This window comes from Arcobacter cryaerophilus gv. crypticus (genome assembly GCF_002993025.1).
GTDB classification, from domain to species: Bacteria; Campylobacterota; Campylobacteria; order Campylobacterales; family Arcobacteraceae; genus Aliarcobacter; species Aliarcobacter cryaerophilus_B.
On record NZ_NXGI01000001.1, the window covers coordinates 1 to 24089 of the forward strand.

Genomic DNA, 24089 nt, shown 5'->3' on the forward strand with positions numbered 1-24089 from the left:
GGATAAAATCATCAAGTCCCATAAAAAAGCCCTTTATATAGTTGATTGTAGTGATGAAATTATATCAAAAAGTGCCTATTTATGGGCTTTATTATAGCTTTTATATATAAGAAATTGAAGATTTTTTATGTGCGAAAGTTGAGTTACTAAAAGAAATAGTATCATAAGAAATAGGACATAGAAAACTAATATAAGTACTCCTCGTTACAAAAATACTTGAATTTAATCAATATTTATCAAAAGCTTTTTTACTAGGTTTTACTAGCATTGTTAGGTTATCATTAATATATTTAACTTCAAAAATATCAAGATATTTAATAAGTGCTCCTAATTTTTTAAACCCATGATTAATTGGTGAAAAAGAGCTAGTTTGACTAATATATAACCCTACATTTTTTAAATCAGCCCAACCATTATCTCCTGATACTTGCTCTACAGCATTTAGAAGAAATTTATTAAGATTATAATCTTTTCTAGCATCATAATCATTACCTTTATAAGTGATTTTAAAATCATATGCGTATTTGTTGCTATCATCAAAATCTTGGCTTTGTTCTTCAATATGAATAAATTTTTCTACATAGATAAATTGAGAACAAGCTTTTACTAATGAATCAGGTGTTTTTTCTTCTCCATAACCAAGTACAGTTATCGCATCAGATATAATCCTAGAAACAAGTGGTGTAAAATCACTATCACTTGTTATTAAAGCAACAATATCTATATTTTTTGTATATATTGAATCTATAACATCAATTACTATTGCAATATCAGAAGCATTTTTATTATTTGTATAAGCAAATTGTTGATAAGGCTGAATATTATAGTCTAATAAAACATTCTGCCAACCATGAAGATATTTACTTGACCAATCTCCATAAGCCTTTCTGATATTTATTTTTCCATATTGAGATAAATCTTTAAAAATACTATCTATATATTTTGAACTAACATTATCACAATCAATAAACATTGCAATATTTTTTTGTTGATTATTTTCCATTATTAAAATCCCATAAAAATTATATATTTAAAATTCTATCTAAGATTTCTTACACTTCTACCTACACAATAAAATAATTTCAGTTAAAGCATATAATTTTAAAATCATATGAAAGTAAAGAAACCTATTTTAAACATTATGATTTTTTAAACTCTCTACCTTTATATATAGAATATAAAGATTATAGAACAAAAGATAATAGATATTTAGTTGTAAGTCACTCAACTATTGGTACAGTTTGGGAATTAAAAGATAGTCAAGATAAAATTGATGAAGATATTTTTGAATCTCATATTTTATGGAGTAGAAAACCTAGTATAAATATAAAAGAGATTTTTAATGTTTATGGACATACAATTTTTGAAGAGCCAAAAATAAATGAATTTAGCTGTGGAATAGATTTAGGTTGTTGCTATAAAAAAGAGGCTTAAAAGTTCACTCAAAATCCTCTTTAAAACTTTCATCAAAAAGTGAAGCGTAACAACTTTTTTTATCTTTTTCACCGCATGCATTATTATAAGATTCTTCAGCTTTTTTATTATCTTGATTAGCTCCAAGCCCTTTTGAATGCATATCACCTAAAAGATATAATGCATTTGAGTATCCAGTGTCTGCAACTTTTGATAAATATTCAAAGGCTTGTTTATAATCTTGCTCAAATTCATCTAAAATATTTTTATTGGGCAAGATAGTGTACTCCAAATATTGCATAGAGTAACAGGTGTTTACAAGAATAAGGATTTAGAAAAAATTGTCTTGACTTTTTAGAAAAAGTGTAGATTGGTATATAGTTATATATTATTTGTGAAGGTTAATTACAATAATTTTATAAATTTAACATAATAACTTGCTATTATTTATTTTTTCAGATACAATGGTTTTGTTAAAGATGATTTAGAGTTTTACGACATCTTTAGTTTGCTTTTATTGATACTTACAAAATTAATACAAACATCTATTAATAATATAACTCCTCATTATACAACACATGCTTCGATTAAGAAGTAAATTAAATTCAAGGAATTGCAATGGCAACTCAAAATATTGGAACAGTAAAATGGTTCAACACAGAAAAAGGTTTTGGATTTATCCAATTAGAAAATGAAAATGACGAGTTTTTTGTTCATCATAGTGAAGTTAACTCTTCAGGTTATGGAAGAGTTAATTTGGTTGAAGGTCAAAAAGTATCTTTTGAAATTGGTAGAAATGAAAAAGGTCCTCAAGCAAAAAATGTTGCTGCTATCTAGTGTAATATGGTTTATTTATAAACCATATCCACAGATATAAATATTACGAAGGAGAAAAATGTCAATAATAAATATTAGTATGCAAATAAAACAGTTAGTACTGCTAAGACTTATAAGCAATGGTGAAAGCCTAATAGATGCTAGTTCAAAATCTGGTTTATGTATTAAAATTGCAAAAGAATATCTACAAGATAAATAAATAAATTTCTTAAATAAATCAAAATTTTAGTGTTAAATAGTTTTAAAGTTTCACTTAAGATCCTTTAACTCTGTTATAAAAATATACTACCTCCACAAAATATCTTTTTCAAGTTTTCCAAATTACCTATCTTATTTATTGTATAATGTTTTCAAAAATTAAAAAATTGAGGTTTTATTTGGTATTAGAGATAAAAAAATTAACATTTGGATACAAAAAAAATAGCTTTATATTTGAAAATTTTGACTTAGAGCTTAAAAAAGGTGAATTAAAAACAATTTTTGGAAAAAGTGGAAGTGGTAAAACAACACTTTTTGAGCTTATTTTAGGAAACCTAAAACAACAAAGTGGAGAGATAAAAAAAAGTAAAACAGCTATGATTTTTCAAGATCCCTTTTCATCTTTTCATCCAACATATACAATTTTTGAGCAGATAAAAGATGTAGTAAATAGAGATTTTAAAGATGAAATTGATAATATTTTGTCTAAATTAAGCCTAGAAGAATCACTTTTACACAAAAAACCATATGAGTTAAGTGGTGGACAGCTTCAAAGATGCTCTATTTTAAGGGCAATTTTATTAAAACCAGATTTACTTTTGATAGATGAGCCAACTTCTGCACTTGATAATATAATCGCTTATGATACAATGAAATTAATAGTAAATCTTTTAAGTGATTGTGCAATTTTGCTTGTGACTCACGATATAGATATGGCTTTGTGGTGTAGTAATGAAATAATAAGGTTGGAAAATGGAAAATAAAAAAAGAGCTTTGATACTCCTAAATATGGGTGGAGCTAGAAATAAAAATGAGTTAAAAATGTTTTTAACAAATATGTTTAATGATGAAAATATTTTGACTATAAAAAGTTCATTTATAAGAAAAATAGTAGCTTCTTTGATTGTAAATAAAAGATTAAATGAAGCTTGGAAAAACTACGAGCTTATAGGAAATTGTTCTCCTATAAACCCTTTGAGTGAAAAATTAGTAGAAAAATGTAATGAAAAAATAGAAGATTTTAGAACATATCAAGTAATGAGATATACTCCTCCTTTTGCAAAAGATGTGATTGAAAATTTAAAAAAAGATGGGATAAATGAAGTTTTGCTTCTTCCTTTATATCCTCAATACTCTACAACAACTACAAAATCATCTTTGGAAGATTTTATTAAGTTTGCAAAAAATAGTTTTAAAATAAAATCTATATATGATTTTTATAGAAATGATAAATTTAATAATTGTATTGTAGATGAAATAGAAAGAATTCAAGATGGAAAAGATGATTTTAATCTAATATTTTCAGCTCATGGCTTACCTCAAAAAATTGTAGACAATGGTGATCCTTATGAAAAGCAAATGATTGAGCATGTTGAGATTTTAAGTAAAAAATTACAAAATAAAAATATAAACTTCAAATCAATCAATCTTGCATATCAATCAAAAGTTGGTCCTTTGAAGTGGCTTGAACCATCGCTTGAAGATATGTTAAAAAATTTTAAAGAGCAAAAAGTTATTATTTATCCACTATCTTTTATAGTTGATAACTCTGAAACAGATTTTGAACTGGATATTGAATATAGACATATTGCAAAAGATTTAGGAATATTAGATTACAAAGTTTGTAAATGTGTGAATTATAATGATGATTTTATAGAGGCTATAAAAGATATAATAGATAAAAATTAATTTTAATAAGATAAGCAATTTAGTTGCTTATCTTATCTCGTTTTTTTTCATGCTTTCAAGCATTTTTACACATCTTGCGCTATGAAAATTTTTAAAATATTCAGGATTTGAAAATATATTATCTTTTAAATTCCAACCTAATTTATCGTTTATCATAATTGATTTTGAAACTTCTTTTTTTGTTCTATTTTCACAAAGAACTGTTTCACCTTTTAAAAACTCATTTTCAACTTCAGCCATTCGTGAAGTTGTAACTTTAAAATGAGCAAAAATTGCAATAATTAGAAATATTAAAACTAGTGGAAAAACTTTTTTAAAGCTATTTGGTGGAGAAAATTTTCTTGTAGTTACAATAGTTGTTACAATAAGAAAAAATATAGCTATAAAAATATAGGCAATTTCAAGTTCAAAAAAAAGTTTCATTTTATACTCCATTTATTAATTATTATTCTCTTTTTCCCAATCTTCAAACTCATCACTAAAATAAATAATTCTTACTTTTTTAAACTCTTTACTTGAGTATAGTGCCATTTTATCTCGATATTGGATTTTATTTGCTATATCTTCTATCGTTTTTTGAGTATCATCTTCGGTTTTTCCATGAATCATTGTAAAAAGATTATATTTCCAGTTTGGATATTGAGGTCTTAAATAACAGTGACTTACAGCACTAAAAGATGCTGCTATTTCTCCTATACTTTGAGAATTTTTTTCATCAATATTCCAAACAACCATAGCATTTGCACTAAAACCAGCTTTTCTATGATTTAAAATTGATGCAAATCTTCTCATGACACCAGAGTTTATAAATTCTTGAATAATTTTAAAAAGTTCATCATAGCTAATATTTAGTTGATCAACTATAAATTTAAAAGGCTCACTTTTAAACTCTATATCTTGCTGTAAAAGTTTGATAAATTTGTAGTGGTATTCTGATAAATCAAGATTTGTAAAAGTTTTTTGGATTAACTCTTCTTGTTTTTCTTCTTTATTTGTAGTGTCTAGTTTTACTGAAATTTTAAATAGTTTTAAAGTTGGAAGGATTATATAATTCTTTGCATTTGTTCTTTTAGCCAAAATCTCAATACTTTTTTCTAGTCCTAAATTTGAATTTGGAGCTACAGCAATAGTAAACCAAATATTAAAAGAGTGATTTCTTTCGTAGTTGTGAGAAATTCCAGGGTGAGAGTTTAAAATTTTTACAGCATTAGGAATATCTTCATCCTTAATTTCAAATGCCACTAAAGATGACTTATATCCTAGCTTTTTTGTATCAAAAATAGCAGATGTTTGTCTTATAATGCCATCTTTTTTTGCTTCATTTAAAATTTCTAAAACTCTCTCTTCTGTTGTATGAAGTTCATTTGCAATATAAAGAAAAGGTTTTTTTGCAAGTGGAAAATTTTTCTGGATTCTAAGTAGAACTTCATTTTTTAGTTCTAGTTGCGGAATTTGTGTCATATCTTTCTCTCCTATTTGAAATTAAAAAAATTTTAACTTAATAATGTTTTTTATAGATTGACTTGAATTAAGATAGAATAACCTAATCTTTGCTAGAATAAAATATATAAAAAAAGGATTTTTAGTGACATATTTTCCAGCTTTTTTAAAATTTGATGATAAAACTATTTTGATAGTTGGTGGTGGTAATATAGCTTTAGAAAAGTTGGAACACCTTTTGAATTTTTCTTCAAATATTACTTTGATTTCAAAAAACTTTAACGAAGAAATAGAATCTTTAATAGATAAAAATGGTCTTAAAATTTTTCAAAAAGAGTATGAAAAAGGCGATTCTAAAGGTTATGATATAGTTATTGTTGCTGTAGATGATTTTTCGTTACAAGAGAATATATATTTTGAAACAAGAGAGTATAAAATTCTTTGTAACTGTGTAGATTTACAGCAATATTGCGATTTTATTTTTCCTTCATATATAAAAAGAGGGGATTTGACTCTAGCAATTTCTACGAGTGGAAGCTCTCCTGCTTTTGCGAAAAATTTTAAAATATTTCTTTCCAATTTAATTCCAGAAGGAGTTGAAGATTTTTTAAAAGAGTTAAAAGATTTGAGAAGCACAATTCCAAAAGGAAAAGAGCGAATGAAATTTTTTGACAATAAAGTAAAAGATTATATAAATTCATGGGAGAAAAAAAGTGAAGAAAAATAAGAAAAGTATTTTATTGATATTGCTAGTTGTTATATTTTTTGTAGTTGGTTTTATTGGATTTAAAAGTTCATTGCCTGAAAATAAAAATGAAAGAGTGTATGGTATTTTACAAGAGTATCTTCCATATAAAATAGAGAAAAGAACAGGTGGTTTGGCAATAGTTTATAAAGATGGAAGAGAAAAAGAGAAACCAAAAAACTCTCAGATTTTTCATATAACTGATAAACTTGATAAAGAGTGGGGAAAAGAGAGTTTAAGACTAGATGGAAATGTTTTAATAGTTTTAAGTAAAGATAAACAAGAGCTAAAAAGATTGGATTTAAGTAGTCAAGAACTAGTTTGGGTTAAAGATTTTTTTGGAATTTAAAATTTAAAAAGTAGGATTTCCTACTCTTCAAACCACTTTAACTCTTCTCTTAATTTTACAACTTCTCCAACAACAATTATTGCAGGTGTTGGAATATCTTTTGCTTTATTTACAATATCTTCAAGTGTTCCAGTAACCACTTTTTGCTCTTTTGTTGTACCTTTTGAGATAACAGCACAAGGAGTTGTAGATGGTTTCCCAATTTTGATTAGTTTTTTTGATATTAATTTTATATTATGAATTCCCATTAAGAAGACTATTGTTTCGTCTGTAATAAAACTATCCCAATTTATTTGAGTATCTTTTTTATTTGGTGCTTCATGACCCGTTACTACTCTAAAAGAGCAAGTAATTCCTCTATGAGTTACAGGAATTCCAGCATAGGCAGGAACACTAATACTTGAAGTAATTCCAGGAATTATCTCAAACTTAACTCCACGCTCTTTTAAATAAAGAGCTTCTTCTCCACCTCTACCAAATACAAAAGGGTCACCACCTTTTAGTCTTACTACAATATTGTATTTAAGAGAAGCTTGATATATTATCTCATTTATCTCATCTTGTGGTATTAAGTGTTTTCCAAACTCTTTACCTACAAATATAAACTCTGTTCCATCTTTTGCCATCTGTAATATCTCAGGGTTAGCGAGTTTATCATATATAATTACATCTGCTTCTTTTATAACTCTTGCTGCTTTTAAAGTCATAAGCTCAATATCACCTGGTCCTGCACCAGTTAAATATACTTTTTTCATACTCTATCTCTCCTCAAAAATAAATATACCAGAAGGTTTTTTAATATCATTTATAGTCTTAATGTTTTTCCAAGTAATTGTGTCTAAAACCTCTATTTTATCTGTATCATTTACACTTACATATAGTTCATTTTTATCATTTGACCATCTTATATGCAATACTTTACCATCAAATTTATACTCTTTTATAATTTTAAAAGTTTTTGTATCAAGAATTTGTAAATATGGAAAATCTTCTCCAGAAAAAGTTACTGCTAAAAAATCTTTATTTGGACTAAGACTTGTAAAAACAGGCATTCCTTTTATATCTATTGATTTTAAAAATTTAAACTTTTTGTCATAAACAAAAACTTTATTATCTCCAACTGCTGGTATAAAAATCTCATCTTTACTCAAACTCCAAAAACCAAAGTGAGGTACTTTTAAAACTTGTTGTTTTTTTTCATCTAAAAAAACATCTATTTTTTTATACTCCATTTTCTCTAAATCAACAACTCCAAAAAAAGGAGAGTTAAAAAAGCCCATTATATAACTTTGTTCTTGAAGCATAGCATCAAAAGGCATTTCTCCTGCATTTTTAAACTCTTTATGTAAAACAAAATTTGGCTCTTTTTTCCCTTCATTTAAATCTTTGTAAACAGATATTATGTCACTATCCATTTGAGAAAAAATCATATAGTTTTTATATAATTTTATCCCCACATTTCGTGAGTTTGTAACTATTTTTTTTAGAGGTTTTAAATCTTTTGTTAAAACATCAACACTTTTATCATCATAATTTGCAACGGCTACGAAGTATTCTGATATTTCAAAGCCTATTGCACTTTTACTAGTTTTGTATTCAGCTTCTATAATCTCTTTTTTTGGGTCAAACTTTATTACATAACCATCTCTTGAAATTGCATAAGCTTCATCTTTATAAAATTTTACAACTGAGTGGTTTGTATTTCTAAAGTTTTCCATTCTATTTTTGAATTTATTATTTTCAATAACAGCCAAACTAGAACTCTCTCTTTCAACTACAAATATTTTCTCACTAGCAAACAAACTACTAGCTACTACTAGACTTAAAGCTATTTTTTTTAACATTTTTACCCCTTTATCTCTTCTAAAGTTAAATAACAAGATGGATCTTCATCCCATAAATCACCACTTATTGCATAAGCTCTACTTCTTGAACCACCATTGCAAATATCTATATATTTGCAAGAGCTACATTTTCCTTTTATATTTCGTGGAAACTCTCTTAGTTTATTTAGTAGTTCATTCTTATCATCTAGCCAAATTTTATTAAAATCTTTTTCTAAATAGTTTCCAATAGTCATAGGGAAAAATGGGTCTGGTTTTACAAAACCATTCCAATCCATATTTCCAAGTCTTTTTCCAGCACTATTTCCACCCCAAGATTTTAATCTATTTTTTAAAGAGTTCACAAAATCTGGATATTTTTTTTCAAACTCTTTTAAAAGTATTATGGCATCCATCTCCATATTTCCTGTAACAATATCTATATCTTTGCCATTTTCATAATACTCAAATGCTTTATTTATCATAAAGTTTACATACTCTTTTCTTTTTTCTTTACTTATATCAATCTCAAGGTTCTCTTTTCCTCGACCTGAATATACAAGATGAGAGATATATATTTTGTTTACATTTAACTCTTCTGCAAGAGTAAAAATATCATAAAAACTACTTTCAGTCTCTTTTGTAATCGTAAATCTAATACCAGCATTTCCACCTATTTTTTGAATAGTTTTTATAGCCTCAATACTTTTAGCATATGAGCCTTTTTGTCCTCTAAAATAGTCATGAACTTCTCCTATTCCATCTATTGAAATACCTATATAGTTAAATGTATCAACTATTTGTTTTGCATTTTTTTGGCTTATATATGTACCATTTGTTGAAAGATAAGTCATAATTTTATTATCTTTCATACATTGTGCAATTTCGAAAATATCTTTTCTTAAAAGTGGCTCACCTCCACTAAAGATTACAAAATTAATATTAGCAATTTTAAGTTTTGGAATAGTTTTTAAAATATCTTCTAATAATAAACTCTCTTTTTCATTTGCACTAGCTTTACTATAACAGTGATGACAGAGTAAATTGCAACGATTTGTCATATTCCAAATTATAATACTACCATCTAAACTTCTACTTTTTTGATCTTGCAAAGTCGATTTTATAAGGTTTGATAATCTAAACATTATTTATCCTTGAAGCTTAGAATAAAGTTTGTCAAATCTTGAAGCTCTTTAGCATTTAGTTGTGTAAATGCAGGCATTGCAGTTCTTTTGTAGCCTAAAGATTGATAGTTACTTTTTGGATTTACAATATGTGCAATAATTTGTCCACTATCTCTTTGGTTTGCAATTTGATTAAAAGATGGTCCAAAAGCCATTGAGGTTTCATGATGACAACCCCAACAATACTTTTTAAAAAGTTTCTCTCCATCATTTTGTGAAGCTTGTAGATTTATACAAAATAGTAAAACCAATATAAAAAAATATCTCACAATAAACCCCTTTTTTATACAAATTTATTTAATTATAATATTTGCATCTTTTTTTATATTTTTAATTCTCTCATCAATTACAGCTTGAAATTTATCCATTCTTATTTGATTTTCAATGTTACTATAAACTTGGTCTAATTTAATTGTTAAAGGTTCTTGAATTTCATCTAAAAATATGATATGGTAACCAAACATCGATTTTACAGGCTCTTTTGTAAACTCTTTAGGTTTTAACTTCAAAGTTGCATCCCAAAATTCATCTATCATATCACCTTTTGAAAACCAACCTAACTCTCCACCAGTATCTCTTGAACCATCAATAGAGTTTTTGCTAGCAAGTTCTACAAATGTAAGTTCTTTGTTTTTTGATTTTTCAAGCTCTTTTATAATATCTGAAGCTGTTTTAATATTTTCAACTAAAATATGTCTAGCTTTTAATTTTTTATCTTGTTGAAATTCATATAAATGTGAGTTATAGTAATTTTCAACTTCATTTTTTGATATTTCTATCTTTGAAAACTCATTTTTCATAAAAAATTCTACCAATAAAGAGTTTCTAAACTCTTCTAAAGTTTCTTTAAACTCTTTTGTTTTGTCAAGATTTTCTTTTTGTGCCTCTTGAATTAAAAGAGTTTTTTCTATTGTTTGATGAAGAGTTAGATTTTTTGCTTTATTATCTAGTTTATTATAATCAATATCTTGATTTGTTGATTTTAAAAAGTTGTTTACATCTTCAACTTTTATCTCTTGATTATTTACTGTTGCTAAAGTTTGAGCATTTAAGCTTATAGCTAGAAGTATTGAGGCTGTTATAAATTTTTTCATATTTTTCCTTATTTTATAATTTTCTTAAAATCTTCAAAACTTTTATTTTCATAGTAATTAAAGTTTGAACTGTCGCAAGGTAGCTTAGAGTTACAGTTTTGTTTAAAAATATCTATTCCAAAAAGTCTTGGATAAAACTCTCTATTTTTATTGATAAAGTTATATTTTCCAACAGGTACATTTGCATCATAACTTGCTACTTCTTTAAAACTATTTGTATCAATTACTATTATTTCACCCTTTTGTTCATAAATACTCAAATATGCATATTTTCCATCTCCACTATACTCTGTGTGAATATATTTTTTACCAACTCTAGGAGTGATTGTTTTTAAACTATAGTTATTTTTATCTATTAGAATTAATTTATCACTTCCATTATCAGCCCATAAATATGGTGTATTTGGATGTGTTTTTACAAAAAAACCATCTCCTTTAATATCTACTTGTTTTACAAATTCCCAATCATACATTTTCCAAATAGTTATGTAAGATTTTTTTATATGTGGAGTTGCAAAATAGAAATTTCCATCTTTATACCAATATGTTGCAGAAAAAAGATGCGGCATACCTTTCATTTCATGTTCAAAAACTACACTATTGTCTTTTAAGCTATAAACTCTTAAGACATCTCCACCTCTTGCTGTTCCTATTAAAAAATCATCAAAAGGATCTATGAAAAAATCTTCAATAGGTTCTTTAATATCTATATATTTTATTTCATTTGTTTTTGTATTTAATCTACCAATTAATGGTTTGTCTCTAAAAGTAAAAATAGCTTCATCTTTACTATACAATTCATATAAAGCAGATATTTTTCCATCTATTTTTAAAATATCTTTTGCTTCCATAGTTTTTGGATTCATCACAACTAATTGTTCTGGTAAAAGACAAGTTGCGAATAAATTTTGCTCATCACGGCTTAAAGATATGTTTCTAAGGTTTATACAAGCTCTTGTTTTATTCATCCTTTGACCAGTTTCAAGTGAATAATTTTGTATCCAACCATCTCTTGTTGGAACATAAATATTTTTTGCATCCATAGTAAATTTTATTCCACCGTGTATATTATTTAGTGGAAATTTACTCAAAACTCTTGTATCTTCCATAATCCAAGTTTGATTTCCTTCTCTTTCAACAACTGGTAAAATCTGCTCTTTATCTTTTATATTTAAGAGATTTATAGGGTCTTTAAATGATGTTATAGATTTATTTATATCATTTAAATCCCAAGAAAAATCTTCATCAATAGGTGATTTTATATATCTTGCTATTTGATGCAATTCATATAAAGATAAAAAATCATATTTTGGCATTAAAGTTTGTGGAAAACCATCTTTTATTTTAGCTGCTAAATCTTTTTCATCATATTTTCTTAAATTTGCTGGAAGAAGTGGAGGACCATCTATTCCAACTCTTTTTTCATGATGACAAGTTGAGCAATATTTATTATACAACTCTTTTCCTATCTCTTTTTTAGGTAATGCTTCAGTCATATGTGCTGTAGCTCCATCTATTTGTGCAAAAACATTGCTTAAAAAAAAGATTGTAAAAATTGATACTTTTGATACATTTGATAAAAATTTCATAAAAGCCCCCAAAGAAAATAGATATAAAAATATCAAGCCCGAAGGCTTGATATAGTTTTGTTAGTAAACATCGTTCATAGTGTTTGTAACATTAAACTTACCAGTAGGTGTTTTAAGTCTAGGGTCTTCAATCGCTTTTTTTAGTTCTAATGTTTTTGCATCATAAATTAAAATAGCAGTTGCAACCTCTTTGTTCCCCCAAATACTAGTCCAAACTTCGCTACCATCAGCATTGAATTCAAAGTGAACAGGTCCTCTTGATTCAATTGTTTTATCTCCAATTTTTACAGAAGGAAGATATTTTTCAGGTATTTGTATAGTTTTTACAACTTCAAGTTTGTTTTTGTCAATTACATAAAATGATGTTTGTATCTTTCTATCAGGATGAACAGGTCTATCAGCAAAGATATATGGTGAATTTGGATGTCCTTTTACAAACAAGTTTCCTCCACCTTCACCTGGTAGTTGAATTTTTTTCACAACTTTCCAAGCATTTTTTGGATGTTTTACAGGGTCTGTTCCAATAAATATTATATCATTTGAACCAATATGTCCAGATGCCCAAAGTGGACCATAAGTTGGATGATCAACATTTGCACCACGTCCTGGATGTGGTTTATTTCCTTGAGATGGAATATTAGCAACTAATTTACCATCTTTTGTATCAATAACAGAGATAACATCTCTAGCATTTGCAGCTGTCATGAAATATCTTTTTGATAAATCCCAACCACCATCGTGTAAGAATCTTTCAGCTTCAACCATTGTAACTTTTGGATTTTTAACATTTGAGTAGTCATATAACCAAACTTGACCTGTTTCTTTAATGTTAATAATCCACTCTGGCTTATCATGAGATGCAATAATTGCAGCAACTCTAGCTTCTCTTAAATACTCATTTGTATCATAAGTATAACTTGCAGTTGAAACAATTTTTAATGGATCAAGTGTATCGGCATCTAAAGTAACAATTGATGGTGGCCAATAACAACCAACAACGGCATATTTATCAAGATAATCTTTATGTTTTGAAGTATCAATTGCTCTAGCATCGTTACATACTTGAATTTCTGCAACATTTTTAGGCTCTTTCATCCACATATCAATCATAGATGCTTTTCCATCTCTACCTATTACATACATATATCTTCCACTTGCACCTGTTCTTGTGATGTGTGTTGCAAATCCAGATGGAACAACAGATTTAATCTCCTTTGTTTTCCCATCAATAATAGCAATTTGCCCAACATCTCTTAAGATTACAGAGAAGTAATCTTTCCAATTTTCAGCACCAGCTTCTGGTTTTTTTGGTCTATCCTTTACAGGAATAACAACTTTATGAGATTTTTTCATATCAGCAAGAGATTTTTCAGGTGGAGTTTGAGCCTCTACTTGAATATATTTTGCCATCAATTCAGTTTGAGCAACTGTTAATTCACCAGATTTTCCCCAATCTGGCATTCCCCCAGGAGTTCCTTCATGAATTATTGTTTTTAGATACTCAGTTCCTCTAGTTTTCATCTCTTTTGCTTCAAGTGTAGGACCTAAAGCTCCTTTTCTTAGCATTCCATGACAACCAGCACATCTATCAAAATATACTTGATTGGCATCTTTCATCTGTTCTTCAGTTAATTTTATCTCTTCAGCCATAGAAACACTTGTCAACCCCAAGCTAGCAATTGCTACCATACTTAAAACTTTTGTTAATTTCATCTTTTTCTCCCTTTTAATAAAATAGATATACAAGCAAACAATAGTTTAGTAAGTTTTATAGTGCTTAACCACTATAAAACTTTACTTGCCTTTATTTTCACTCTCAAGTCTTTTCTTCTCTTGTTTGTATATAAAATACATTGGAAGAACTATTGCACTGTGTAAAAATAGTGTCAAAGTCATAGGACCTTGATTTAACCATCCAAAAAAACTTGGAACAACATCTGTAAATTCTGTAAACATAATTACCTCCTTTTATGATTCTTGATTTATTTTTGCATTTTTTATTGTTAGTAAATCAATTACTAAAAATAAGAAACCTACAAATGTAACAAGTCCCATAGCTAATCTCCAACCCATAGCTTGTTTAAACCAAACACTGCTTTGACCAATAAAGTATGCTTCCCAAGTCGCACCAAACTGCGCTCTTTCAATCATAACTTGACCATATCCAGCAATAGTTAAAGCTACTGTCATTCCAACAACACCCATAGTAATGAAAACAAAACCATATTTTGTAAGGCTTGTCATCTTTAACTCTTTTTTATTACCTTGAACTCCCATATAAAACATTGCAATCATTGCCATTGCAAAAGCTCCAAAGAAAGCTAGGTGACCGTGTGCTGATGTAAATTGTGTACCATGAGTGTAAATATTCATTTGTGGTAGTGTGTGAAAAAATCCCCAAACCCCAGCACCAATGAAGTTACCAAATGCACTTCCAACAAACCATAAAAACGCTGGTGTGTTATTCATCATGGCTTTATTACCAGATGCTTTTTGCATCCCTTGCTCTTTTCCCCAGTCATACATAACATGCACAAACATTGCAACCAAAGGTACTGGTTCAAGTGCTGAGAATAATGCTCCAATTTCCCACCAATATTCAGGTGTTCCAATCCAGAAATAGTGATGACCGATTCCCAAAATCCCAGAACCAAATAGCATCGCTACTTCAATCCATAACCACATTTCAACAATTTGTCTATTTGCACCAATTATTTTAATCAATGCCCAACCAATAACAGCTGCAACAAATACTTCCCAAGTAGCTTCAACCCAAAGGTGAATTACCCACCACCACCAGTATTGATCAATTGAAATATTATTTGTATAAAACATTCCAGCTAGATATAATCCAGCAAGAGCAAGTAAGTCAGCCATTAAAACTGTAATAATTCCTGTTCTTTCACCTTTTATAGCAGTTAAATAAACATTTGATAAAAAGATTAAAACAACAACAACAATACCAATATCAGCCCATCTAGGAGCTTCAATATACTCTCTTCCTTCGTGAATTAGCCAAATAGACATCTCATTTGCAGGACCTACTTGTATTATAATATATACCAAAACTACAACTGTAACAGCTAAAGTTAATACATAAAATCCAAGTTTTCCTAAACCAATTCCAACAGTTTCTATTTTTGTTTCATCAGGAAGTAAATAGTAAACAGAACCAATCATTGCATATAAAAGCCAAACAACTAAAGCATTTATATGTACCATTCTAGCAACATTGAAATCCAATAGTTCAAATAAAAATCCACTATATACAAACTGAGTCCCAGCAATTAGACCAAATAGTATTTGTGCACCAAAAAGTATTGCTGCAACTGTAAAATACATTTTTCCTAACTGTTTAGATTGAGATTTCATATTATCTACCATGAATTCCTCCTTCGATTTTCCCAAAGTTTCTAGGGAAACCATTTGTATCTATTGATGACATATGTTTTAAAAATGCCACTAAACCTTTTGCTTCATCTGCTGTAATACCAAGATTTGGCATCATTCTCTCATTTGATGGATTATCAGATGGATGTTGTAAAAATTCAGCTATAGCTTCTTCTTTTGAAGCTTTACCCATTCTAAGCATATATGAATCCCACATAGGATCAAGCCAAGCTTTAGTTAAATCAGGAGCATAGTATGCACCATTTCCAAGTAAAGTATGACAATTCATACAGTTTTTAGTTTGAGAAGCTAATTTACCCAAATTTAATAAAGCCATTGCTTCTTCCTCACTGTAATCATCTCTTCCAAAGAATTTCTCTTTTTCTCCAATTACAGGCACTTCATGACCTCTTTTTTCGCTAAATTCATAAGAAACCTTATAGTTAATAACAGTTGGAGATGGAACTCTTTTTGTTATTCCACTACTAAGATCCTCTTGTGAACCCATTTTAATTTGGCTCATACTGTCAAAAGTTAGCCAAATTAGTAACATGGCAGCTACACCAGTAACCCAAGCAGCTGATCTTTGCCAAAAACGATTATCTGTCCATACAGACACTTTTTTAGACATTGCTACCTTCCCCCTTTTTTATTAATTTTCATACTCTTCTTCTGCTTTGCTGTTCAAATAGTAATAAAGATGAGGTAAAGTAAGATAAGCTATCATAGTGATAAATAAAACTTTCCCAACAAAATCTCCTACTTGAAGCCTTGTAGCCATAAAATACATACAGTAAGCTTGAAGACACCAAAAAAGATATGCAAAAGGCATATAAAACTTTTTTAGATAACCCATTTTTACTAAAGTATAAATACCTACAAAAAAAGCACCAAAGATAAGCACTAAAGACGATGATAAAAATATAGGTAAAAAATCATCCAAGGCAATTTCAGGTCTATTCCTAACTACTTCACCGAACATTTTTGACTCCTATTACTTCAAATATTTTTATCTAAATGCATTATATACGAGAAAAAATATTGCTATATTGATTATAATCAATCATATTTATACTAAGATTCCAAGTGCTTTATAAAGAAATAGGAGATAACAATGAATAAAGATATATTAATAAATATAGCAAAAAAATCAATTGAGAGAAAATTTAATAATAAAATAAATATCGATAAAGATGAGTTATTAAAAAATAATAATTTTTTAAATGAAAAGAGGGCAAGCTTTGTAACTCTTACTTTAAATAAGGAATTAAGAGGTTGTATAGGAAGTTTAGAAGCAAATAGAACTTTGTTTGATGATTTAATAAACAACTCATATATGGCAGCTTTTGAGGATCCAAGATTTTTAGAGTTAAGTCTTGAAGAATTTAAGAAAATAGAGATTGAAATATCTATTTTAACACCTCCAAGTATAGTAGAGTATAAAGATTTAGAAGATTTAAAATCAAAAATAAGACCATATATAGATGGAGTTATTATCGAGCAAGATGGAAAAAGAAGTACTTTTTTGCCACAGGTTTGGGATATGTTACCGAAGTTTGATGATTTTTTTGCCCATTTATGTTATAAAGGTGGATTTGAAATAGATGAGAGTTTTAAACCAAAAGTATATAAATATGAGGTAGAAAAAATAAAATGAGCATAAGAAAATCGGTTGTAAGTGGTAGTTTTTATCCAGATACTAAAAAAGAGTTATTAGAGTATTTTGAAAAATTTAATCAAATAAAAGATGATAAAAATAGTTTTAAAAGTATAAATGCAATTATTGTTCCTCATGCTGGATATATTTATAGTGGATTTACAGCGAACAAAGCTTACAAAATGGCTAGTTTGAATAATTACAAAAGAGTTGTTGTTGTAGGACCTTCACATAAAATTTGGTTTAGAGGAGCTAGTGTTTGTTTTTATAATGAATATGAAACACCTTTTGGAAATTTAAAAATAGATTTAGAATATTCAAAAGAGTTATTAAACAAATTTGACTTTTTGAGATTTGAAGATGAGTGTAGCTTTGAGCACTCAACAGAAGTTCAAGCTCCTTTTATAAAATATTATTTTGGAAATATTGATTTTGTAGAGATTGTTTATGGTGATATTGATTATTTGAGTTTGGAAAAAGTTTTTGATTATATTTTACAATCCAAAGATACTCTTTTGGTTATAAGCACTGATTTAAGCCATTTTTATTCACAACAAGATGCTATGAAACTAGATTTAATTTGTCTAAATGCAATAATAAACAAAGATTTAAAAGCTTTTGAAGATTGTGAGGCTTGTGGTAAAGTTGGATTAGAAGCTATTATTGAATATTCAATTAAAAATAATCTTCAAACAAAACTTTTGCATTATTGTACAAGTGCTGATATTTCAGATGATAAAACAAGAGTTGTTGGATATACATCCGCAATAATAGGAGAATAGATGTTTGTATTAAAAAAAATTATTGCAGCTTTTTTAATGCCTGTGCCAATAGGACTTTTTTTATTGCTTTTGGCTTTATTTTTTTTACTAAAAAATTCTTATAAAAAAGCAAAAATATTTTTATTTTTAAGTTTTTTGTGGTTTGCATTAATATCAAATCAAACTATATCAAATATGATAATTTCTCCACTTGAAAATGCTCATCAAGCTTTAAAAGAGACACCAAAAGATATAGAGTACATTTTAGTTTTGGGAAATGGACATAAAACAAACGAAAATTTCGCTATTACTTCAGAGTTAAATACTACAGCTATAAATAGATTAATTGAAGGTATAAGACACTATGAAAATCTAAAAAACAATCAAGAAAATGTAAAACTTATAGTTAGTGGATATAGTTTTGATGACCCAAATTCTCATGCTCAAATGCAAAAAAGATTGGCTATATCTTTAGGTGTAAATGAAGCAGATATTATTACACTTGATACTCCAAAAGATACAAAAGAAGAAGCTATAGAGAGTAAAAAAATAGTAGAAAGTAAAAAGTTAATTCTTGTAACAACTGCAAGCCATATGAAAAGAGCATCAATGTTATTTAAAAAAGAGGGCTTAAATATTATAGAAAGTCCAACAAATCACAAATACTTTACAAGCACATATCCATCATCATATTTTAGTGGAACAAATATAAAAAAAGTTGAGTTAGCATTTCATGAGTATTTAGGTATTTTGTATTCATATTTAAGAGGAGAGATTTGATTTTAAGAGGAGAGATTTGATATTTTAATGTTATGAAATCAAAGTTATAATTTTTGGTGGAGAAGACGGGAGTCGAACCCGTGTCTTAAAATGCTTGACCTTAGTATCTATACATGCTTTTTTAATTGTTCGATTTAATTTTAGAAAAGTACAATTAAACTTTAATAAAACTGTCTTTTATGCGTTAGTCTTAACTTAAAAGATAATAATTAAGATATATCTGTTTGTTGGTTATACTTCGAATCCTACTCTAACAGAATAATCTGTAGGTGAAGCAACACCCGCCTCTATTCAGAGAGCGGGGGTAGAGCAATTAAGCTGCTACCCTTTGAGGTGCGTAATTTGTATTGTTTGCATTTAAACATTTTTGAGCCTTTTAACGATATGCTCATACCGACATGCAACTAAAACCGAAACACTCCAATCGAAGCCAGGACTTCCCCATAACTCGAAAGCGAATTTTACATAAGCAATTATTAAAACTATGTTAATTGTAATCAAATTGTTGCTAAATATAATATTTAATTTATTTCATCAATTTTTTTATTTAAAAATTGTATAATCAAAGAATAAAATAATAATATCGGAGTTTTAAAAATGAGTAAAAAAGGAATTTTAATAATAGGTGCTGGTGGAGTTAGTCAAGTTGCAACTGTAAAATGTGCTATGAATATTGACACTTTTGAAAAAATTACATTGGCTTCAAGAACAGTTAGCAAATGTGATGCAATAGCAGATTATATTTTTAAAAATCAAGGCGTAAAAATAGATACTGCGAAAGTTGATGCTAATAGTGTTGATGAATTAGTAAAATTAATTGAAAAAGTAAATCCAAAATTAGTTCTAAATGTTGCTTTACCATATCAAGATTTAACAATTATGGATGCTTGTACAAAATGTAAAGTTGATTATGTTGATACTGCAAATTATGAACATCCTGATGAAGCAAAGTTTGAATATAAACTTCAATGGGAAAGAGATGAGCAGTTTAAAGAAGCTGGAATTATGGCTCTTTTAGGTTCAGGATTTGACCCAGGTGTTACTGGAGTATTTTGTGCATATGCACAACAAAATCTTTTTGATGAAATTCACTATATAGATATTATGGATTGTAATGCAGGTGACCATGGGTATAAATTTGCAACAAACTTTAATCCAGAAATTAATTTAAGAGAAGTAAGTGCAAATGGAAGATATTGGGAAAATGGAAAGTGGATTGAAACAAAACCTCTTGAAATTAGAGTTGACCATGATTATCCAGAAATTGGAGTAAAGGCTTCATATCTACTTTATCACGAAGAGTTAGAATCTTTATCTAAAAATATTAAAGGTTTAAAAAGAATTAGATTCTTTATGACTTTTGGAGATTCTTATATTCAACATATGAATTGTTTACAAAATGTTGGAATGCTTGGAATTGAGCCTGTTAATCACAAAGGTGTAATGATTACTCCAATAGAGTTTTTAACTACACTTTTACCAGATCCTGCATCTTTAGGTCCAAGAACTGTTGGAAAAACAAATATTGGATGTATTATTGAAGGGCTTAAAGATGGAAAACCAAGAAAAGTTTACATCTACAATATTTGTGACCACCAAGAGTGTTACAAAGAAACAGGAGCACAAGCTGTTAGCTATACAACAGGAGTTCCTGCAATGATTGGTTCAAAATTACTTTACAAAGGTATTTGGAAAAACAAAGGTGTATTTAACATAGAAGAGTTTGATGCAAAACCATTTATGGATGAGTTAATGACTCAAGGTCTTCCTTGGAAAATTCTTGAACTTGATGTGAAATAGTTATGAATAAAAATTATGAAATGGTTGATAGCTTTGAAAAACTTCCAAGTCCAGCTTATGTATGCGAAGAGGAACTTTTAGAAAATAACTTAAAGCTTTTAAAAAGAGTTCAAGATGAAACTGGAGTTAAAATCCTTTTAGCTTTGAAGGGTTTTGCTATGTATTCAACTTTTGATTTATGTAAAAAATATCTTCAAGGTTGTTGTGCTTCAGGTCTTCATGAAGCTCTTTTGGCAAAAGAAGAGTTTGGAGGAGAAGTTCATACATATAGTCCTGCATTCAAAGATGAAGAGATAGATGAAATTATATCTATTTCAAATCATCTAGTTTTTAACTCATTTAATCAACTAAAAAGATATAAAGATAAAGCTTTTAAAAAAGTATCTTTAGGTGTTAGATTAAATCCTGAGTATTCAAGTGTTGAAGTAGATTTATATAATCCTTGCGCTCCAAATTCAAGACTTGGTATTACAAAAGCAAATTTTGATGAATCTCAACTACAATATTTAGAAGGGTTTCATTTTCATGCACTTTGTGAACAAAATGTAGATGCTTTAGAAGGTGCTTTAGGAAATTTTGAGAAAAATTTCTCTCAATATTTCTCTCAATTAAAATGGGTAAATTTTGGAGGAGGTCATCATATTACAAGAGCTGATTATGATGTTGAGGGTTTAATAAAACTTTTAAAAGATTTTAAAGCAAGATACCCACATCTTAAGGTTTATATGGAACCAGGTGAAGCTGTTGGTTGGCAAACTGGTTACCTAGTGGCAACTGTTTTAGATATTGTAAATAATGGTATGGATTTAGCAATTCTTGATACTAGTGCAGAAGCTCATATGCCTGATACTCTTGCTATGCCATATCGTGCAATGATTAGAAATAGTGCAAATGCTTTAGAAAAAAAATATACATATAGATTGGGTGGAAACACTTGTTTAGCTGGAGATATTATTGGAGATTACTCTTTTGATGAACCTTTAAAAGTAGGGGATAGAATCATTTTAGAAGATATGATTCATTATACAATGGTAAAAACAACAACTTTTAATGGTATAAAATTACCATCAATTGTTATAAAAAATAAAGATAGCTCTTATAAAGTTATAAAAAACTTTTGTTATAATGACTATAAATCAAAATTATCTTGATAAAAATTACATAAGGATAGCATATGGGACATGATAGAAGTTTAGTTAGACACGCTTTTGAAGACGATAATTCAGAGATAGATACACAAGATGATATTCCTCATGGAATGGATAAAACTAGACCTAGAAAAGAGTTAAAAGAAAAAGAAGAAGATGGTGAGCAAAAAGTTCAAATTTGGGTTAAAAAAGAGACTTTAGAGTATCAAAAAAGACTTACTTTGCTTCAAATTGAACTTTTGAAACTCCAAAATCATGTAAAAGAGAAGGGTTTAAAAGTTTTAATTATTTTTGAAGGAAGAGATGCAGCTGGAAAAGGTGGAACAATAAAAAGAATAACAGAACACTTAAATCCAAGAGGTGCAAGGATTGTTGCTTTGGAAAAACCAAATGAACAAGAAAAAACTCAATGGTACTTTCAAAGATATGTAAGCCATCTTCCAAGTGCTGGAGAGATAGTTATATTTGATAGAAGTTGGTATAACAGAGCAGGAGTTGAACCTGTTATGGGATTTTGTACAAAAGAACAACATGAACAATTTTTAAGAGATGTTCCAGAGTTTGAAAAAATGCTTGTAGAAACTGGTGTTATATTATTTAAATATTACTTTTCTGTATCTAAAAAAGAGCAAGAGAGAAGATTTAAAAAAAGAGAAGATGATCTTTTAAAACAATATAAATTATCTCCAATAGATAAAGAGGCTCAAAGAGTTTGGGATAAATATACAAATGCAAAGTTTTCAATGCTTATGTCTTCTCATACTCCAATAGCTCCTTGGACTGTTGTTAAAAGTGATAATAAGAAAAAAGCTAGAATAAATTGTATTAGACATCTTTTAAATGGAATAGATTATGGAAAAAAATCGAAAGATGATTCAATATTTAAAATTGACAGAAAAATTATAATCAATGGTGCAGTTGAAATAGAAAATATGCAAGAAGGAAGCGAAAAAATGAGGAATACAAAATGAATTTAAATGACTTTGACATAACAACTCATAGTGGATTATATATTTCAAAAGATGAGCATCCAATTTTTGGGAAAAAATATATTGCTAGATTTCAGTACGACAAAAAAAGATATGTTAAAGTTTTGGGTTATGAAAAAAGAGATAACATTACACTAAGTAAGGCAATTAACTTAATTGAAAAATTCAAACTTTCTATCTCTAAAAACTCAGATGAGATTGAAATTAAGGATGATAAAAAACCAATTGCTAAAATAACTTCTAAAAGTAGTAATATTGATGCTGATGAGTTAAAAAAACTAAAAGAAGAAAATAGTTATTTAAAATCTATTGTGGGTGATTATAAAAAACTAAAACAAGAAGATTTAATTGAAGGTATTCAAAAAATATATGATTTACAATCTTTAAAATCATATCAGATTGAATTAATAAAGCTTCAAAATTGGTTAGAAAAAGAGAATAAAAGAATGATTATTATCTTTGAAGGAAGAGATGCTTCTGGAAAAGGTGGCGCAATAAGAAGAATTACAAGATATATGAATAACAAGCATTATAGAGTTGTAGCTCTTGGTAAACCAACAGAAACACAAAGAAATCAGTGGTTTTTACAAAGATATATTGAGCATTTTCCAACAGGTGGAGAGATAGTTTTATTTGATAGATCTTGGTATAACCGTGCTATGGTTGAGCCAATTTTTGGATTTTGTACACCTGAAGAGCATGAAATTTTTATGGAAGATATTGTAAATTTTGAGCAGGATTTGGTGCGACAAGGTATGATTTTGATTAAATTATACTTTTCTGTTTCAAAAGAGGAGCAAAAAAGAAGATTTGATAGAAGAATACAAGATCCACTTAGACAGTGGAAGTTTTCTGAAGTTGATATGCAAGCTCAAGATTTGTGGGATGAGTTTAGTGAAAAAAAATATGAGATGCTTAGACGTACAACTTCTAGAAGTGCACCTTGGCATATAATACGAAGTGATGATAAACAACTTGCTCGTTTTGAAGCTTTGAAAATAATTTTAAATTCTGTTGATTATGATGGTAGAAACTACTCATTAAATTTTGAAGCAAATGAAGATATAAACATCTCTGTTCAAAGAGAGTTACTTCAAATGAGAAAAACAAAAGATTATTAATCTTTTGTTTGAAAATAAAATACTTACTTAAAGAAAATCCTTATTAAAAATTAGATAAAATATTTGCTAAAATTAAAATTCG

28 protein-coding genes and 1 other RNA gene are annotated in these 24089 nt (G+C 28.2%); 13 read left to right on the forward strand and 16 right to left on the reverse strand.

Features of this window, described 5'->3' with window-relative positions; translation table 11 throughout:
* Positions 1 to 226: 226 nt before the first annotated feature.
* On the reverse strand, positions 227 to 1003 hold the full coding sequence (locus CJ670_RS00005) for an NYN domain-containing protein (RefSeq protein ID WP_105938383.1): 777 nt from the start codon (positions 1001 to 1003) through the stop codon (positions 227 to 229).
* Positions 1004 to 1438: 435 nt separating this feature from the next.
* Positions 1439 to 1690 carry an SEL1-like repeat protein gene (locus tag CJ670_RS00010; protein WP_105938384.1) on the reverse strand — a complete coding sequence of 84 codons (252 nt, stop codon included), beginning with the start codon at positions 1688 to 1690 and terminating at the stop codon, positions 1439 to 1441.
* Between the two features lie 341 nt (positions 1691 to 2031).
* Here CJ670_RS00010 and CJ670_RS00015 point away from each other — a divergent pair, with 341 nt between their 5' ends.
* From CJ670_RS00015 to hemH, 4 genes are all read left to right on the forward strand, one after another.
* Positions 2032 to 2250: a cold-shock protein gene (locus CJ670_RS00015; protein ID WP_105910954.1), complete on the forward strand. Its 219-nt coding sequence runs from the start codon at positions 2032 to 2034 to the stop codon at positions 2248 to 2250.
* Positions 2251 to 2308: 58 nt separating this feature from the next.
* On the forward strand, positions 2309 to 2449 hold the full coding sequence (locus CJ670_RS10765) for a hypothetical protein (RefSeq protein ID WP_165785157.1): 141 nt from the start codon (positions 2309 to 2311) through the stop codon (positions 2447 to 2449).
* Positions 2450 to 2594: 145 nt separating this feature from the next.
* On the forward strand, positions 2595 to 3212 hold the full coding sequence (locus CJ670_RS00020; RefSeq protein WP_425352251.1) for an ATP-binding cassette domain-containing protein: 618 nt from the start codon (positions 2595 to 2597) through the stop codon (positions 3210 to 3212).
* Positions 3202 to 4137, forward strand: a complete 936-nt coding sequence (hemH, locus tag CJ670_RS00025) for a ferrochelatase (protein ID WP_105938385.1) — start codon at positions 3202 to 3204, stop codon at positions 4135 to 4137. The genes CJ670_RS00020 and hemH overlap by 11 nt, the downstream gene beginning before the upstream one ends.
* Positions 4138 to 4164: 27 nt before the next feature.
* Here hemH and CJ670_RS00030 read toward each other — a convergent pair whose 3' ends face one another.
* Both CJ670_RS00030 and ahbA read right to left on the reverse strand, forming a co-directional pair.
* Complete coding sequence (locus CJ670_RS00030) at positions 4165 to 4560, reverse strand: hypothetical protein (RefSeq protein WP_105910956.1); 396 nt, start codon at positions 4558 to 4560, stop codon at positions 4165 to 4167.
* 15 nt (positions 4561 to 4575) lie between these two features.
* A complete protein-coding gene (gene ahbA / locus CJ670_RS00035) occupies positions 4576 to 5598 on the reverse strand; it encodes a siroheme decarboxylase subunit alpha (RefSeq protein WP_105938386.1) in 1023 nt (340 codons plus the stop codon).
* Positions 5599 to 5722: 124 nt separating this feature from the next.
* Here ahbA and CJ670_RS00040 point away from each other — a divergent pair, with 124 nt between their 5' ends.
* A complete protein-coding gene (locus CJ670_RS00040) occupies positions 5723 to 6304 on the forward strand; it encodes a precorrin-2 dehydrogenase/sirohydrochlorin ferrochelatase family protein (protein WP_105938387.1) in 582 nt (193 codons plus the stop codon).
* Positions 6291 to 6671, forward strand: a complete 381-nt coding sequence (locus CJ670_RS00045; RefSeq protein ID WP_105938388.1) for a hypothetical protein — start codon at positions 6291 to 6293, stop codon at positions 6669 to 6671. Before CJ670_RS00040 ends, CJ670_RS00045 begins: the two co-directional genes overlap by 14 nt.
* Positions 6672 to 6691: 20 nt before the next feature.
* Here CJ670_RS00045 and cobA read toward each other — a convergent pair whose 3' ends face one another.
* From cobA to CJ670_RS00095, 11 genes are all read right to left on the reverse strand, one after another.
* Positions 6692 to 7426: a uroporphyrinogen-III C-methyltransferase gene (cobA, locus tag CJ670_RS00050; protein WP_105912420.1), complete on the reverse strand. Its 735-nt coding sequence runs from the start codon at positions 7424 to 7426 to the stop codon at positions 6692 to 6694.
* A gap of 3 nt (positions 7427 to 7429) precedes the next feature.
* Positions 7430 to 8515, reverse strand: a complete 1086-nt coding sequence (locus CJ670_RS00055) for a cytochrome D1 domain-containing protein (protein WP_105938389.1) — start codon at positions 8513 to 8515, stop codon at positions 7430 to 7432.
* Positions 8516 to 8517: 2 nt separating this feature from the next.
* Positions 8518 to 9639, reverse strand: coding sequence for a radical SAM/SPASM domain-containing protein (locus tag CJ670_RS00060; RefSeq protein WP_105938390.1), 1122 nt, complete (start codon positions 9637 to 9639; stop codon positions 8518 to 8520).
* Positions 9639 to 9947, reverse strand: coding sequence for a c-type cytochrome (locus CJ670_RS00065; RefSeq protein ID WP_105912417.1), 309 nt, complete (start codon positions 9945 to 9947; stop codon positions 9639 to 9641). Before CJ670_RS00065 ends, CJ670_RS00060 begins: the two co-directional genes overlap by 1 nt.
* Before the next feature lie 24 nt (positions 9948 to 9971).
* A complete protein-coding gene (locus CJ670_RS00070; protein ID WP_105938391.1) occupies positions 9972 to 10772 on the reverse strand; it encodes a peptidylprolyl isomerase in 801 nt (266 codons plus the stop codon).
* Between the two features lie 8 nt (positions 10773 to 10780).
* Positions 10781 to 12361, reverse strand: coding sequence for a nitrite reductase (locus CJ670_RS00075; RefSeq protein ID WP_105938392.1), 1581 nt, complete (start codon positions 12359 to 12361; stop codon positions 10781 to 10783).
* A 60-nt stretch (positions 12362 to 12421) separates the two neighbouring features.
* A complete protein-coding gene (locus CJ670_RS00080; RefSeq protein ID WP_105912414.1) occupies positions 12422 to 14074 on the reverse strand; it encodes a nitrite reductase in 1653 nt (550 codons plus the stop codon).
* Positions 14075 to 14155: 81 nt separating this feature from the next.
* Entirely contained in the window at positions 14156 to 14317 is a 162-nt protein-coding gene (locus CJ670_RS10770; protein ID WP_165785158.1) for a hypothetical protein, read from the reverse strand.
* A 12-nt stretch (positions 14318 to 14329) separates the two neighbouring features.
* Positions 14330 to 15745: a cbb3-type cytochrome c oxidase subunit I gene (locus CJ670_RS00085; RefSeq protein WP_105912413.1), complete on the reverse strand. Its 1416-nt coding sequence runs from the start codon at positions 15743 to 15745 to the stop codon at positions 14330 to 14332.
* A complete protein-coding gene (locus CJ670_RS00090) occupies positions 15735 to 16382 on the reverse strand; it encodes a c-type cytochrome (RefSeq protein WP_066359070.1) in 648 nt (215 codons plus the stop codon). The genes CJ670_RS00085 and CJ670_RS00090 overlap by 11 nt, the downstream gene beginning before the upstream one ends.
* A gap of 21 nt (positions 16383 to 16403) precedes the next feature.
* The gene (locus tag CJ670_RS00095) at positions 16404 to 16733 is read right to left on the reverse strand and encodes a hypothetical protein (protein WP_105912412.1); all 330 of its coding nucleotides are present in this window, start codon (positions 16731 to 16733) and stop codon (positions 16404 to 16406) included.
* A gap of 132 nt (positions 16734 to 16865) precedes the next feature.
* Here CJ670_RS00095 and amrA point away from each other — a divergent pair, with 132 nt between their 5' ends.
* From amrA to CJ670_RS00110, 3 genes are read left to right on the forward strand one after another with little or no spacing between them, the layout of a single operon-like run.
* Positions 16866 to 17408 carry an AmmeMemoRadiSam system protein A gene (gene amrA / locus CJ670_RS00100; RefSeq protein WP_105938393.1) on the forward strand — a complete coding sequence of 181 codons (543 nt, stop codon included), beginning with the start codon at positions 16866 to 16868 and terminating at the stop codon, positions 17406 to 17408.
* A complete protein-coding gene (amrB, locus tag CJ670_RS00105) occupies positions 17405 to 18190 on the forward strand; it encodes an AmmeMemoRadiSam system protein B (RefSeq protein ID WP_105938394.1) in 786 nt (261 codons plus the stop codon). Before amrA ends, amrB begins: the two co-directional genes overlap by 4 nt.
* Positions 18191 to 18949 (forward strand): ElyC/SanA/YdcF family protein, encoded by a 759-nt coding sequence (locus CJ670_RS00110; RefSeq protein ID WP_105938395.1) that lies wholly within the window; start codon positions 18191 to 18193, stop codon positions 18947 to 18949. It begins immediately after the preceding gene.
* A 54-nt stretch (positions 18950 to 19003) separates the two neighbouring features.
* Here the strand turns inward: CJ670_RS00110 and ssrA are convergent.
* Positions 19004 to 19392, reverse strand: a transfer-messenger RNA (tmRNA) gene (gene ssrA / locus CJ670_RS00115).
* 154 nt (positions 19393 to 19546) lie between these two features.
* Between ssrA and CJ670_RS00120 the strand changes: the two genes are divergently transcribed.
* Genes CJ670_RS00120 through ppk2 (CJ670_RS00135) form a run of 4 tightly spaced genes read left to right on the forward strand, consistent with a single transcriptional unit; the run spans position 19547 to position 24007 of the window.
* A complete protein-coding gene (locus CJ670_RS00120) occupies positions 19547 to 20749 on the forward strand; it encodes a saccharopine dehydrogenase family protein (RefSeq protein WP_105938396.1) in 1203 nt (400 codons plus the stop codon).
* 2 nt (positions 20750 to 20751) lie between these two features.
* Complete coding sequence (nspC, locus tag CJ670_RS00125) at positions 20752 to 21900, forward strand: carboxynorspermidine decarboxylase (protein WP_105938397.1); 1149 nt, start codon at positions 20752 to 20754, stop codon at positions 21898 to 21900.
* A 23-nt stretch (positions 21901 to 21923) separates the two neighbouring features.
* A complete protein-coding gene (gene ppk2 / locus CJ670_RS00130; protein WP_425352253.1) occupies positions 21924 to 22868 on the forward strand; it encodes a polyphosphate kinase 2 in 945 nt (314 codons plus the stop codon).
* Positions 22865 to 24007: a polyphosphate kinase 2 gene (gene ppk2, locus CJ670_RS00135; protein WP_105912406.1), complete on the forward strand. Its 1143-nt coding sequence runs from the start codon at positions 22865 to 22867 to the stop codon at positions 24005 to 24007. Before ppk2 (CJ670_RS00130) ends, ppk2 (CJ670_RS00135) begins: the two co-directional genes overlap by 4 nt.
* Positions 24008 to 24089: the final 82 nt, after the last annotated feature.